This window comes from Caldichromatium japonicum (assembly GCF_011290485.1).
Lineage (GTDB): Bacteria > Pseudomonadota > Gammaproteobacteria > Chromatiales > Chromatiaceae > Thermochromatium > Thermochromatium japonicum.
On the sequence record NZ_CP048029.1, the window covers coordinates 1,344,836 to 1,358,109 of the forward strand.

Annotated in this window: 12 protein-coding genes, 1 pseudogene and 1 riboswitch; of the genes and pseudogenes, 9 read left to right on the plus strand and 4 right to left on the minus strand. The window is 61.5% G+C overall.

Annotated features, from left to right (window positions below; genetic code table 11):
- Positions 1-67: 67 nt before the first annotated feature.
- Positions 68-1,567 (minus strand): leucyl aminopeptidase, encoded by a 1,500-nt coding sequence (locus GWK36_RS06605; RefSeq protein WP_166270468.1) that lies wholly within the window; start codon positions 1,565-1,567, stop codon positions 68-70.
- A 397-nt stretch (positions 1,568-1,964) separates the two neighbouring features.
- Here GWK36_RS06605 and GWK36_RS06610 point away from each other — a divergent pair, with 397 nt between their 5' ends.
- The 9 genes and pseudogenes from GWK36_RS06610 (at position 1,965) to GWK36_RS06645 (ending at position 9,531) form a co-directional block, all read left to right on the plus strand.
- Positions 1,965-2,129, plus strand: a complete 165-nt coding sequence (locus GWK36_RS06610) for a tetratricopeptide repeat protein (protein ID WP_166270469.1) — start codon at positions 1,965-1,967, stop codon at positions 2,127-2,129.
- 12 nt (positions 2,130-2,141) lie between these two features.
- Positions 2,142-2,636 carry a hypothetical protein gene (locus GWK36_RS06615; protein WP_166270470.1) on the plus strand — a complete coding sequence of 165 codons (495 nt, stop codon included), beginning with the start codon at positions 2,142-2,144 and terminating at the stop codon, positions 2,634-2,636.
- Between the two features lie 205 nt (positions 2,637-2,841).
- Positions 2,842-2,958 (plus strand): annotated as a pseudogene (locus GWK36_RS16035) (tetratricopeptide repeat protein); the annotation flags it as partial.
- Positions 2,959-3,150: 192 nt separating this feature from the next.
- Positions 3,151-3,792 carry a tetratricopeptide repeat protein gene (locus tag GWK36_RS06620; RefSeq protein WP_246237749.1) on the plus strand — a complete coding sequence of 214 codons (642 nt, stop codon included), beginning with the start codon at positions 3,151-3,153 and terminating at the stop codon, positions 3,790-3,792.
- A gap of 105 nt (positions 3,793-3,897) precedes the next feature.
- Entirely contained in the window at positions 3,898-4,560 is a 663-nt protein-coding gene (locus GWK36_RS06625) for a tetratricopeptide repeat protein (protein WP_166270472.1), read from the plus strand.
- A gap of 265 nt (positions 4,561-4,825) precedes the next feature.
- A riboswitch (S-adenosyl-L-homocysteine riboswitch) is annotated at positions 4,826-4,908 on the plus strand.
- A gap of 22 nt (positions 4,909-4,930) precedes the next feature.
- The gene (gene ahcY, locus GWK36_RS06630; RefSeq protein ID WP_166270473.1) at positions 4,931-6,337 is read left to right on the plus strand and encodes an adenosylhomocysteinase; all 1,407 of its coding nucleotides are present in this window, start codon (positions 4,931-4,933) and stop codon (positions 6,335-6,337) included.
- Positions 6,338-6,531: 194 nt separating this feature from the next.
- The gene (gene metF, locus GWK36_RS06635) at positions 6,532-7,416 is read left to right on the plus strand and encodes a methylenetetrahydrofolate reductase [NAD(P)H] (RefSeq protein WP_166270474.1); all 885 of its coding nucleotides are present in this window, start codon (positions 6,532-6,534) and stop codon (positions 7,414-7,416) included.
- 357 nt (positions 7,417-7,773) lie between these two features.
- Positions 7,774-8,808 carry an OmpA family protein gene (locus tag GWK36_RS06640; RefSeq protein WP_166270475.1) on the plus strand — a complete coding sequence of 345 codons (1,035 nt, stop codon included), beginning with the start codon at positions 7,774-7,776 and terminating at the stop codon, positions 8,806-8,808.
- 147 nt (positions 8,809-8,955) lie between these two features.
- Entirely contained in the window at positions 8,956-9,531 is a 576-nt protein-coding gene (locus tag GWK36_RS06645) for a hypothetical protein (RefSeq protein WP_166270476.1), read from the plus strand.
- A 151-nt stretch (positions 9,532-9,682) separates the two neighbouring features.
- On the opposite strand, the gene GWK36_RS06650 is transcribed toward GWK36_RS06645, so the two are convergent.
- From GWK36_RS06650 to GWK36_RS06660, 3 genes are all read right to left on the minus strand, one after another.
- A complete protein-coding gene (locus tag GWK36_RS06650) occupies positions 9,683-10,492 on the minus strand; it encodes an RMD1 family protein (RefSeq protein WP_166270477.1) in 810 nt (269 codons plus the stop codon).
- A gap of 229 nt (positions 10,493-10,721) precedes the next feature.
- Positions 10,722-11,939, minus strand: coding sequence for a WD40 repeat domain-containing protein (locus tag GWK36_RS06655; protein ID WP_166270478.1), 1,218 nt, complete (start codon positions 11,937-11,939; stop codon positions 10,722-10,724).
- A gap of 18 nt (positions 11,940-11,957) precedes the next feature.
- Complete coding sequence (locus GWK36_RS06660; protein WP_166270479.1) at positions 11,958-13,274, minus strand: protein kinase domain-containing protein; 1,317 nt, start codon at positions 13,272-13,274, stop codon at positions 11,958-11,960.

The window sequence follows — 13,274 nt, forward strand, 5'->3', positions numbered from 1 at the left end:
TGAAATAGGTCATGGTCCAGCCACATGCGGGCTAAACCCCTGAAGACGTTGTCCAGTGTGCCACAGATCAGAGCGCCCCGGCACGGGTAAGCAGCCAGTGGGTGAGTAGGGCAACGGGACGTCCAGTCGCACCTTTGTCTTTGCCGGACAGCCAAGCGACCCCAGCGATGTCGAGATGCGCCCAACGGTATTTTTTGGCAAAGCGTGCCAGGAAACAGGCAGCGGTAATCGCACCCCCTTCGCGCCCGCCGATGTTGGCCATGTCGGCAAAGTTGCTGTTGAGCTGTTCCTGATAGTCCTCCCAGAGCGGCAGGCGCCAGACCCGATCCCAGGTCGCCTCGCCGGCAGCGGTCAGCTCGGTGGCCAAGCGCTCGTCATTGGTGAATAGACCCGCCGGATGCTTGCCGAGGGCGATCACACAGGACCCCGTCAGGGTGGCCAGATCGATGACGGTCTCGGGCTCAAAACGTTCGCAATAGGTCAGGGCATCGGCCAGGATCAGGCGGCCCTCGGCGTCGGTATTGAGGATCTCGATGGTCTGCCCGGAGAGGCTGGTGACGATATCGCCGGGTTTGTTGGCTGCACCATCCGGCAGGTTCTCGGTCGCCGGGATGATCACGACGAGATTAAGCGGCAGCTCCAGGAGACAGGCCGCGCGCATAGCGCCCAAGACCGCCGCCCCACCTGCCATGTCGAACTTCATCTCATCCATGTCAGCGGCCTGTTTGAGGGAGATGCCGCCGGCATCGAAGGTCAGACCTTTGCCGATGAGGGCAAGTGGCTTGGTCTCTGTATCCGCCCCATGATACTGGGCGACGATGAGCCTAGGCGGCTGGCGGCTGCCACGCGCTACCGACAGCAAGGCGCCCATGCCGAGCGCCTGCATCTGAGACTCATCCAAGACCTCGACGCTCAGCTTGGGGAACTCCTTAGCCATCACCTGCGTCTGCTCCGCGAGATAGGTCGGGGTGCAGAGGTTACCCGGCAGATTGCCGAGCTCACGTGCCAGCCGAATCCCCTCGGCCATCGCCTGGCCGTGGTGGATGGCAAGCTCGACGCTTGCCGATTCACCCCTTGCGGCGATCCACAGATTGAGGCGCTTTAATGGGCGTTTGGGCTCCTGTTTGTCCTCTGATTTGGTGCGGGTATAGCGATAGCATCTCTCCTCGACCATCAGTACCGCATCGCGCGCCGCGGTATAGAGATCCAAACCGCGCGGGAGTGGCGTGGGGAGGGCGAGGGTTGCGCCCTCGGCGCCGCTTTGTTGCAGGACCGATGCCACCGCGCTCAGGGCCTGGCGATAATTGGCGCGCGTGAACTCGTTGCGTTTGCCAAGGCCCAGCAATAGGACACGCTCGGCAGTGATCCCAGGCAGGTCATAGAGCAAAAGGGTCTGACCGACCCCCCCGCTAAGATCGCCCTTTTTGAGCAAGGCGCTCAGGCGCCCGTTGCTGGCTGCATCGAGCCGCTCTGCAGATTCGGTCAGCCTACGTTTTTCGAAGACCCCGACGACCAAACAGGGTGTCTTTTGGGCGGCGAGCTCGCCGGTCTTGATCTTGAACTCCATTGTCTGCTCCTGAGATCACTGGACTCATAGTGCAACAGTTTACTGAAAATTGAACAAAAGGGTCGGCCAATGCCGATCCTCCATGCCACAGCAACAAATGGGTATTTCAGTGGAGGGCTGTCCCTGATGTTGCCGGTCATTGCGACTATCCAGGTCATGGCCAGCCTCCCCCTGTTCATTGGGAGAATCCCTGTGGTCATTGCGAGCGCAGCGAAGCAATCTCTCCGTCCGCGCAGGGTAGGGGCCCCTCCCTTGAGAGTGCCTCGTCCAAGGGATTGCTTCGTCGCTCCACAGGGCAAGTGTTGCCGCAATCGATGCGCTATCAAGCAGGGGGGCGGCCTCAATATAATCGCCATCGCTCGCCGAAGAGACCGACTGAAGATCATTCCGCCCTTTCATGAGTGCGTTCACCCTTCCCCAAGCCTTGCAACAGGCCATCCTGCATCACCAGGCCGGCCGGTTCTCTGAAGCCGAGAAACTCTACCGCGCCATCCTCGCGCAAGACCCCCGACACCCGGATGCCAATCACAACCTGGAGCAACTCGCCCGCCAGCTGGGATAACCCCGGGCAGCCTTGCCTTATCTGCAAACCGCGCTCAATGCCAGGCCTGATGTCGTGCAGTATTGGCTGAGTTTGATTGCGGCGCTGATCGACTGTGGTGAAGAGGCCGCCGCAGGGCAAGTGCTCGCCCAGGGGCAGGCGAGGGGACTACAGGGCGAGGCGGTAGAGGCATTGGCCCGCCGGCTTGATGGCGCTACCCAGGCTGCGCCAGCCCCTGCAGGAGAGCAGGCCACCCCGGCGCCGCAGAGCACTGCAGAGCAGGCACCGTCTGCCGCCGCTGCCGAGGCTGCATCGAAAGTCAGTCCCGTCAAAGCGGCGTCGCGTAGCGCCAAGAAGGCAGCCAAGCCGGCGCTCAAGCTCGGTAAGAGCGCGGCGGAATGGCTGGCACGCGCCAAACAGGCGCAGCAAGCTGGCAAGGTCGCTGATGCCCGGCTTTTTGTCGAGCTGGCGATCAGGCGGGATCACGATTATCTCGATGGGTGGTTTTTTCTGGCGCGTTTACACTAATGAATGCAATCAAATAGAGTTCTGCATCCAGGCGCTATGGGAGTGCTTTCGCATAAATAATGATGGCTCGTATCTGTCTGATATTAGAGCATTATTGCGTAGAACCGGAAGGATCGACGAGGCGCTGAAGGTGCTCAAGCAGGCGACGGCACTTGAGCCAAAAAATGCCATTGCCTGGAATAACTAGGGCAATGCCCTAGAAGAGATTGGCGATCTTGATGAGGCAGAAAAGGCCCTTCGAACAGCTCTGACACTCAAAGAGGATTATGCTGATGCTTGGGCCAATCTAGGGCTCATTTTGGAAGGAAAGATGGATGAAGACAGGGCATTAGAGTGCTATGACAAATCGCTTGAGCTAAATAGCAAAAAAGCCAAGATATTATTGAGAAAGGCCAAACTCCTGCTGCGATATGATCGGCACACTGAATCGCATGAGCTGCTCGATCGCGCGCTGGCATTAGGCGACTCACCCCTTCCTAACTGCTTTGCCTATTGGCTCACTGTGCCATCGATCATGGAATCACGTTTGGCGATTGCCAAATGGCGGGCACGCTATCAGCACGGCATCGAAACCCTGATGGCGATGGAAGGCACACTTGATGACCTGAAAGAGTCCGCATCTGGCTCCTTCGAGCTCGCCTACCACGATGAAGACGACCGCCCGCTCCTGGAGGCGCTAAGCCGCCTCTTTCGCGCCAAGACGCCAGAGCTCAATTACACCGCACCACACATCGCCGCTTGGCAGCCACCACATAATCGGCGCATCCGCATCGGCTTTTGTTCGCAGTTTCTCGTCGGCTACACCATCGGCAAGCTCTATCAGGGGCTGATTCGCGGGCTGGATCGACAGCACTTCGAGGTGGTGCTCATCTATCCGCCACAGGTCAAGCGCGATGCGGTGCGTCAGGCGCTCTCTCAGAGCTGTGATGGGGCCATCGAGCTGCGCGGGCGCCAGGCTGAATGGCAGGCGCAGGTGGCCGCACTCGCGCTCGATGCGCTCTTCTACCCCGACATCGGCATGTCGCCGGCGACCTATTTTCTGGCCCATGCGCGGCTCGCGCCGGTGCAGTTGGTGAGCTATGGCCACCCGGATACCACCGGCATCGACACGCTCGATTATTTCCTCGGTGCCGATGCGCCGCTGGAACCGCAATAGGCTGAGGCGCACTACAGCGAGCGGCTAATCCGCTGCCGGCGGCTGCCGTTTAGTTATCAGCTCTTCGTCCTGCCCAAGGAGATCCCGCCGCGCGCCGCACTCGGCTTGCCCGAGACGGGCACCCTCTATGGCTGCCCGCAGTCGCTGTTCAAATTCCATCCGGACTTCGATGCGGTGCTCGCCGAGATCGCCGCCGGTGACCCGCAGGGGCACATCGTCTTGATCGATGGCCACAGCAAAAGCTGGAGCGAGCGGCTCAGGGCGCGCTGGGCGCGCAGCGCCCCGATTTTGCTTGAGCGCGTGCGCTTTGTGCCGCGGGTGCCGCTCGATCGCTTCATGGGTTTGCTGGCGCATTTTGCGGTGGTGCTCGATCCGATCCATTTTGGCTCGGGCAATACGCTCTATGAGGCGATGGCCTATAGCCAGCCGGTCATCACCTTGCTGGGACGCTTTGCCTGCGGGCGCTTCGTGGCCGCGGCCTATCAGCAGATGGGGTTAGAAGACATCGCGCCGATTGCCCGCTCGATCGAGGAGTATGCTTCTGTGGCGCTGTCCTTCGGCCGCGACCCTGCTCGCCGCCAGGCCTTCCGCGAGTCGGCGCTCGCCGCCCGGGAAAAGCTCTATGCCGACATCCAGGCGGTGCGTGAGTTCGAGGCCTTCATCGAAGCAGCACTCCAAGCGGCAGCGCGCGGCGAAAAACTGCCCTCCGGCTTCCGGCTGGGCGAGAACGCCGCCCCGAGGGGGCTGACTGTGGGAGCCGAACCATGACCCCGGCCACGCTGCTCTACCTTCGGTGCCGGTTTCATCGGCTCGCACCTCATCGACCGGGTAGGCAACGCGGCATTTTGGCGAGCATGGCTTTGCAAAGGTAGAATCAGGCTTAATCCTATCGCGATGGGCTGCATCCCTGGCATTGCTCAATAGATTTTCCCCCTTCTCCTGCGGGTGAACCTGTTTGTAAAACCGTCGCCAACCGCTGCATCCCGCTTTAAAATGCTATACAGGCGGTAGACCGTCCCGCCTTTGACCCCCTCCCGCCGAGGAGCGCTGCAACCCGCTGCTGCGGGCCAGGCTCGGCGCTGTGGGATGTGTTTCACCAAACGGCGCTCACTCGAAATCCGATCGAGGTTTCATTCCCATGAGTGAGTTTACCGACTACAAGGTCGCAGATATCCGCCTGGCGGATTTTGGCCGCAAAGAGATCGCCATCGCCGAGACAGAGATGCCGGGTCTGATGGCAATCCGTAAAAAATATGCGGCCTCTAAGCCGCTTGCCGGCGCACGGATCAGCGGCAGCCTGCACATGACCATCCAGACCGCGGTGCTGATTGAGACGCTGATCGAGCTCGGCGCCCAGGTGCGTTGGTGCTCGTGCAACATCTTTTCCACACAGGACCATGCCGCAGCCGCCCTGGCGGCGCGCGGCGTCCCGGTCTTCGCCTGGAAGGGCGAGACCCTGGAGGAATACTGGTGGTGTACCGAACAGGCGCTGACCTGGCCGGACGGCAAGGGTCCAAACATGCTCCTCGATGACGGCGGTGACGCGACCCTGATGGTCCACAAAGGTGTCGAGTTCGAAAGGGCAGGGGGCATCCCCGAGCCTGCACCGACCGACAGCGAGGACTGGGCCGCCTTCTTGACGACCCTCAAGTGCGTCTTTGCACGCAATCGCGAGCATTGGCACCGGATCACCGCGGGGATCAAAGGGGTCACGGAGGAGACCACGACCGGCGTGCATCGACTCTATGAGATGGCCAAGCAGGGCACGCTCTTGTTCCCGGCGATCAATGTCAACGACTCGGTCACCAAGTCCAAGTTCGACAACCTCTATGGCTGCCGCGAGTCGCTGGTCGATGGCATCAAGCGCGCGACCGATGTCATGATTGCCGGCAAGATCGCCATGGTCTGCGGCTATGGCGATGTCGGGAAGGGCTGCTGTCAGTCGCTGCGGGGACTCGGTGCGACCGTCTGGGTCTCGGAGATCGATCCGATCTGCGCCCTGCAAGCGGCGATGGAGGGCTATCGCGTGGTGACTATGGATGAGGCGGCACCGGTGGCCGATATCTTCGTTACCGCTACCGGCAACCTCAATGTCATCACCCATGATCACATGCAGGCGATGAAGGATCAGGCCATCGTGTGCAACATCGGTCACTTCGACAATGAGATCGATGTCACCAGCCTCTCCCAATACCGCTGGGAGGAGATCAAGCCCCAGGTCGATCATGTGATCTTCCCCGATGGCAAGCGCATCATCCTGCTCGCCAAGGGCCGGCTGGTGAATCTCGGGTGTGCGACTGGGCATCCGAGCTTCGTGATGTCCAATAGCTTCACCAATCAGGTGCTCGCCCAGATCGAGCTCTTCACCAAGACCGATGAGTATCCGGTCGGGGTCTACACACTGCCCAAGCATCTGGACGAGATGGTCGCCCGGCTGCATCTGGAAAAGATCGGTGCCAAACTGACCACCCTCACCCCCGAACAGGCCGCATACATCGGGGTGCCGATCGAGGGGCCCTATAAGCCGGATCATTACCGGTATTAAGGAACCGGTATTAAGGACGCATCCGGTTCAGCCGCCGGTCGGGGAGGGGGTGGGATAACAGGGGCACACCCCCTCCCCGAGGGGCTCTTTAAGACCCTAAGGGATAGGAAGGCCCCCTCAAATAGACGGCGGCTGGCGGATCTTGTCGATACCTGCCATCGATGTTGATCATCGGGAGCTGGAGGGCCCTTTTGATGTCATCCCTATCCAATCAGGGACCTATCTATAGCGTTGAGCTCTTTCCCCCTAAGACCCCCGAGGGCATGGTGCGGCTTAAAGAGGAGGTCGGTCGGATAGTTGATTTGGGGCCGGCCTATTTCTCGGTCACCTATGGGGCGGGGGGATCGACCCGCGAGGGGACCTTTGAGACTGTCAGCTGGCTCCAGGCGCAGGGGTTAATCGCTGCTCCCCATCTAGCCTGTATCGGCTCAAGCCGCGCCCAGATCCGTGAGATCCTCGAGCGCTACCAGCAACTCGGGATCCGGCGTCTGGTGGCGCTGCGCGGCGATCTGCCGTCGGGGATGGGGTGGGGGAATACCGGCGAATTTCGGTATGCCAATGAATTGGTGAGCTTTGTCCGCGCCGAGTTTGGCGAGTGGTTTTTGATCGAGGTCGCCGCCTATCCCGAGTATCACCCGCAGGCCTCAAGCCCGGCACGCGACCTTGAAAACTTCAAGCGCAAGGTCGAAGCGGGGGCCAATGGGGCCATCACCCAGTATTTCTATAACGCCGACGCCTATTTCCACTTTGTCGAAAACTGTCAGCGGCTTGGCATCGAGATCCCCATCGTGCCTGGCATCATGCCGATCACCAACTATGCTCAGCTTGCACGTTTTTCCGACATCTGCGGGGCTGAGATCCCGCGCTGGATCCGGCGCCGCTTGGAGGCATACGGCGAGGATCTCGATGGATTGCGGGAATTTGGCCACGAGGTGGTGCTCAGACTCTGCGAACGGCTGATGGGGGGTGGGGCACCGGGCCTGCATTTTTATTCCATGAATCAGGCCGGCCCCGTGCTGCGCTTGTGGCGTGACCTTGATCTGCCGCGACCCAGAGGCGAAGCAGCCGGCGCCGCTTGAGCCCTGCAGTCGGTCGGCGCTGGCCGATGTTTTATCCCTCTGCCCGATTGCGGATTATCAAATCATCAACGTTCGAGATTTGGTAGCTTTTTTCGCGGAATCATCCACTCCTCCTTGATTTCAAACCGCTCCCCCTGCTTGGCGAGCGGTTTTTTTTTTGCCTGGCGTATCGGTCTTGTCGTCGGGGTACAGTGGCGCGGGACTCAGAGGCGATCCTGGTAGAATTGGAAGCCATCTCCTTGCGATTGGCCCCAGGACCCATTCCATCGCCGATGATCCGCCATGCCCCAAGCGATCCGCAGCCAAGGTAGCAGTCAACCTGCCCTGATTCGATCCAGGTGTGCCGCACGTTCTCTGATGTTGGGGCAGCAGGCTGCTCAGCGCCCCTGGCGCCAGGCGTTGCTCGGTGTGTGCTTGGCGTGCCTGACCTCTGCGGGTCAGGCGCAGATTGCCGGCCTCGACCGCAACCTGCCAGGTGCAGCGGACATCCCAGGTATCCCGCGTTTTGCTGGCTCAGTCAGCATCGGTCAGCGGGTCAGCCCGTTCGACGAGACCCAGATCCCGACTGGGCCCTGGGATACAGCGGCAAATGCCTGGAAAGATAGCCTTAAGGTTGCTGGCCGGCGCAGCCGGGTTCTGTATCTGGCGCCGCGCAATGTCAGTTCACTCGAGGTGATCCGCAACTATCAGCAGGCGCTCGAGGAATTGGGCTATGAACGCCTGTATCAGTGCTCAGGGTTCGAGGAATGCGGCACTCGAATCGATCGCTTTTATGGCGATCCAACCAACGGCAAGCAGCTCAACGAGCACTACCTTTTGCGCTATGTCTATTCAGACGGTTCGGTCCAGGAGCCGCGGCTCTATAGCGCCCGCCGTCAGACCCCAGAGGGCCAATCCTATGTCCTTGTCTTTGCAGCCTTTCAGGACAACTTCGCCGACTCGGCCGCAGGCAACCGGGTCGCGATCTTTGTCGAAGAGGTCTTGACCCGCCCGGTGAGCAAACAAATGGTCTTGGTCGAAGCGCCAGAGATCGCCCTCGGGATCTCGGATGCGGGGCGGATCGCCATCCATAGCATCCAGTTCGACTCAGGTCAGGCGACCGTCAAGCCCGAGTCCATGCCCCAGATCGAACAGATCGCCCGTCTCTTAGCCGAACAGCCCAACCTCAGGCTCTATATCGTCGGGCACACCGACAATCGCGGGACGCTGGACTATAACCTGGATCTTTCGCGCCGGCGCGCCGAGGAGGTAGTGCGTATTCTCATCCAGCGTTACGGTATCCTGGGCGAACGGCTCAAACCCGTGGGGGTGGCTAATCTCGCGCCCCTGACCAGCAATGCCACCGAGGAGGGCAGGGCGCTCAACCGCCGGGTCGAGATCGTCGCCCAATGAGTCAAGGGTCATGGGTGATCCGTAATACAGCGATCGTCTAGGTACACCGCTAGGATGCCGTCCGCCGCAAGATCCTGCCTGCCTTCTCGTCAGCACGTCCTGCGCTCAGAGCAAGCCGCTGCACCAGCGCCAAGCCGAGTATGATCCATGCCTGTGACGCTCAAACTGCCCAAAGTCTACAAGACCCTCCTGATGCTTGCCATCGTGATCGGGCCCTTTTATTGGCTCACCTTCACCGAGGATGGTCGCTGGCGCACCGATCTTGCGCTCATGGGGTTTCTGGGTCGGCCTGATTTCAATGCCGCGCTGGAGTCCTTCACCAGCCATCTGACCGAATCCGAGCTGCGTTCGACCTTCGCCAAGCTCGATTGGCAATGCAGCGCTGGCGCCAATCGATTCGGCAACCGGCATTGCGCAGCGATGATCGGCACGTTCAATCAGATTCCGGCGCGTTCTGCCCATCTGTTCTTTCAGGGCGGTGCGCTCAGCGCGGTCAAAGTCGTCTATCAGACAGCCTATCACGCGCAAGTCCGCCGTTGGATCGAGCGGCGTGCAAAGACCGTTCAGCAGGGCGCCCTGCCGTCTGCGATCGCCGACCAGGGGGTCATCGTCCAGCCGGTCGCTGGCGGGGTCTTGCTGCTCCCCGAGTCCGCGCCGAGCAAGGAAGACGAACCAGCCCTGATCTGGATGGCGCACGAGGCAATGGAGACCGCTGGGGAATAGAGGCTGTCTCATACAGCAAGCCGCCGCGGCGTCTGTAGCTTGCGGGTTTGAGCGGTTCGCCTTATCAAGCGGCAACCTGTGTCCATCCGCGAAGCGGATGAAGCCCTTGGGATTTCAGATGCCCTGATCCCAGGGGCGGGAGCGCCTACCTTCAGTGTCCGGTGCCGCGGCCAAAGAGCTCATAGAGCGAAAGGACGATCTCGATCACGATCAGGATCACGATATACCATTCGACCCGCAGGCTGCGCTTGCTTTGCAAGAGGTCGAGGAGGGTGACCGCTGTCTCATGGATCAGAGCCAGTTTGCGTTCTAGAGCCAGTTGGCGCTCGCGGATCTCGTATTCGGCCTCCAGGCTTAAAAACAGGCGTTCCAGGTCTGGACGCTCCCAGATCACCTCGGGCTTGTCGCCGATCTCACCGCGCCCGACCATGGCTTGCTGGATGGCCAATGCCTCGCCGATATGCCGGATCAGGGTATCGGCGCTATTGACGCCCCGCCCATAGCGACGCATCTGTTCGGCCAAGGGTTCGATGCGGTCGAAGGCCAGGGCTACCCGCGCCTCCTGATCGGCGAGGAGGACGCTCTTGCCTAGGATGTCGGCGACGACCTGAAGGCGTGCTGGGTCGGCATCGGCGAGGACCAGGCGCTCGCGCTCTAACCCCTCGGTCCGCCCGGGATCGACCAGGATCGAAAGGTCCTCGGCCTCGGGTTGAGCGAGCGGGTCCTTGATAAAGGGCGCAAGTTCGGCGATGAAGGCTGCGGTCTGGCCATCATCGACATTGAACAAGACCACCGCCCCCGAGCGAAAGAGGACCGCGCGTCCCTGTTCACCGATCAGCACGGCCAAGGGGTTGATGGCGAGCGATTCCAGGTGGCCGAGGCGTTTGATGTCGAGGTGCCGGCCCAGGAGTCTGGCACGGGCATTGAGGCTATAAGGGCCTTCGCCGTTGAGATATGTCATAAGGTGACATCGCGGTGATGGGGTGGAGGGGAATGCATCTTGGTCAATGCCCCCATGATGCATCTTTTATGTGACAGACTCTGCGCCAGGGGCTGCGCCATTGGCCGGATCAAGCCAACTGCAATAGCCATGAAACCCGACGCCTGTTTCATTCGCAAGGGCCAAACGCCTGCGCAACAGAGTAGATTCCGGATTGCCCCCGCCTGATGGTCTTGATCACACTGGATTGTCAACCCAATCCCCAGAGGGTTGCACTCTTGTCGCCGCCGATCAGAAGCCGTTGGCCATCCAGGCTAAAGGCGGCAACCCAGAGCGGGCCTTCATGGAGCAGGGTGAGTAGACGCTCACCGCGTTTGGACCACAGTACACCGGTCTTGTCACCCGAGCCGGTGAATATCCGCTGACCATCGGGGCTAAAGGCGACGACGCGGATCGAGTCCTCGTGCCGGAAGCTCGCCAGACGTTCGCGTCGGTCGGACCAGAGCACCGCGGTCCTACCACTGCTGAGCAGGATCTGTCGGCCATCCGGGGCGCAGGCGATGGCCCAGATCGCATCTTCTTGGCGAAAACAGGCTAGACGCTCGCCGAGCACAGACCAGAGCAGCGCCGTGCGGTCATTGGTCAGGGTCATCACCTGTCGGCCATCGGGGGTAAAGGTAGCGGATGCCACCGGGCCCTCGTGGATAAAGGTGACCAGGCGTTCGCCGCTGTCCGACCAGAGGACGGCGGTGCGGTCACTTGAACCGGTCAGCAGCCGTCGGCCTTTTGGAGAGAAGGCCACCGATCCGACAGAGCCTTCGTGACGGAGGGTAAGCAGGCGATCGCCCTGATCGGACCAGAGCACCGCGGTCCTGTCGCCCGAGCCGGTGAGCAGGTGTTGGCCATCTGGGCTCAGGGCGACGGACCAAACCGCACCCTCGTGCTGCATGACCGACAGGCGCTCACCGCGATCGGACCACAATACAGCCGTCTTATCCCCCGAGCCAGTGAGCAGCCGGTGTCCATCGGCACTCAAGGCCACGGACCAGATCGGCCCGTCGTGCCGGACACTGGCTAGATGCTTGGCCGTGATCGCGCTCGAGGCCAGAGGAAGGGCAGGTAGGACGCTCGATTCTATCGGTAACTGCAATCCCAGGGCCTGTGCCCAGGCCAGCACACCCGCGCGGGCTAGGGTACGGTCCAGGGCGCGCCGTGCGTGCAGACGTTCCACCCAATAGTGGATCTGGGCCGAGGTCGGTGCCGTACCTGCCTCCAGGCGCGCCAGCTCGTCCGCCACCCCATGCTCGGCCACCCAGAACAGGATCTCGAGGTCACGCTCCGGTGCCCCCAGCGACCGATCGGCCAGCAGGCCGCGCAAGCGCCGACCCAGGCGTGCCGCCGCTGCCCCATGCTCGGCGACCATCTGCAACAGCGCTTGTTCTGCCGCTGTGCTCAGCCTCTCAGCCATCGTCTGGATTCATTCCAGCTAGCGCCCCCGTTGCTTGGCGGTCTCGGGACGCGGACCCAACTCGGCCACCGCTAGACGTCTACCCGCGATCTCGATCTCTGCACCAGCCAACAGCGCCCGCGCTTGGCCGGGCTCGATCGAATAATCCTTCCCGTCCACCCGGTAGCGCCAGGGGTCTTGGGTGTTGTTGCGCAGGATACAGGCGCCAGCAGCCTGGGGATGCCTTTCCAGGCTGCCCAGGACGACTTCGGGTTCGCCCTTTTTGCCTAGACCCTGGAGGTGATAGGTCAGGAGCGAAACGCCTGGACGGACTGCCAGGGCCCCATGACCGCGGATGACCAGCTGGACACCGAGCGGGTTGCCGCATTTGAGACAACCGCGCGGGCGCTGTGCCGGGTCGATCAGGTTGATGAACTGGCAGCTCGGGCAGGGCAGCAGCTGATGGAGCATCTCGGTGAACAGGTCGCGCCACTGGCTTAAACGCACACGCCTGCCTTCATCCTTGACACCTTCGGTGAAGGCGCGGCGAAAGGCGCGTTGGAGGCGGACCGGGCACAAGAGTTGCCAGCGCCTGACGATCAGTTGCAAGGCCTCCTCCCCCTCGGCGGTATTGCTGGAATCGTTGGGGTCGAAACAAAAGACCGGCGCCTCGGCATAAAAGCGGCGCTTGGCACGCAGGTCCCAGCAACGGACCTGCAAGGTCGCGCGCCCCTCCATCGGGTGACCCCAGGTCCAAAGATGAAACAGAATTAGGGCAAGCGAATAGAGGTCGCTGTGCTGGTCGGGCGGTGACCGGTTGAGGGCCACCTCTGGGGCCATCCATTCGGCGGTGCCCATGACGGCGGTCTCTTGCCCATCGATTACTACATTGTCGTTGTCGAAGAGCACGATCTCACCGCTGTGGGCGTCGAGCATCAGGTTGCTGCTGCTCAGATCGCAATAGGCATAGCCGCGCTGATGGAGCTCATCGAGGGCGTCGCAAAGCCTTAAAGAGGCCACGACCAATGCCCGCAGATCGGGTTGGGGGCGGGCCCCGCAGAGGATGCGGTTGATGGTGCTGAAGCGCCGGGTATCTATCAGCGGCATCACATAGCCAAACCCCGGTTGCCTCTCATGGACCACCAGGTCCTGTGGCCAGATGAACTCAGGTCCCGGCGAACCGCGCTGGATCAGGGTCTGGATCTGTTGCCGCTGTTTCTCGGCATTGGGCCCGGGCCGGCACCACTTCAGGGCAAACTCGCCCTCGCCGCTGCGTACCCGATAGACCGCCCCCTGGCCGCCTGAGCCGAGCCGTTCGACGAATTGATAGCGGGTCCCCGACTGACCGATGAACAT

What these genes read in the sequence shown, in the direction of transcription:
- GWK36_RS06605 (WP_166270468.1), bottom strand. Translation starts at nt 1,567, where the DNA reads ATGGAGTTCAAGATCAAGACCGGCGAGCTCGCCGCCCAAAAGACACCC.
- GWK36_RS06610 (WP_166270469.1), top strand. Translation starts at nt 1,965, where the DNA reads ATGAGTGCGTTCACCCTTCCCCAAGCCTTGCAACAGGCCATCCTGCAT.
- GWK36_RS06620 (WP_246237749.1), top strand. Translation starts at nt 3,151, where the DNA reads ATGGAATCACGTTTGGCGATTGCCAAATGGCGGGCACGCTATCAGCAC.
- ahcY (WP_166270473.1), top strand. Translation starts at nt 4,931, where the DNA reads ATGAGTGAGTTTACCGACTACAAGGTCGCAGATATCCGCCTGGCGGAT.
- metF (WP_166270474.1), top strand. Translation starts at nt 6,532, where the DNA reads ATGTCATCCCTATCCAATCAGGGACCTATCTATAGCGTTGAGCTCTTT.
- GWK36_RS06640 (WP_166270475.1), top strand. Translation starts at nt 7,774, where the DNA reads ATGTTGGGGCAGCAGGCTGCTCAGCGCCCCTGGCGCCAGGCGTTGCTC.
- GWK36_RS06645 (WP_166270476.1), top strand. Translation starts at nt 8,956, where the DNA reads ATGCCTGTGACGCTCAAACTGCCCAAAGTCTACAAGACCCTCCTGATG.
- GWK36_RS06650 (WP_166270477.1), bottom strand. Translation starts at nt 10,492, where the DNA reads ATGACATATCTCAACGGCGAAGGCCCTTATAGCCTCAATGCCCGTGCC.
- GWK36_RS06655 (WP_166270478.1), bottom strand. Translation starts at nt 11,939, where the DNA reads ATGGCTGAGAGGCTGAGCACAGCGGCAGAACAAGCGCTGTTGCAGATG.
- GWK36_RS06660 (WP_166270479.1), bottom strand. Translation starts at nt 13,274, where the DNA reads ATGTTCATCGGTCAGTCGGGGACCCGCTATCAATTCGTCGAACGGCTC.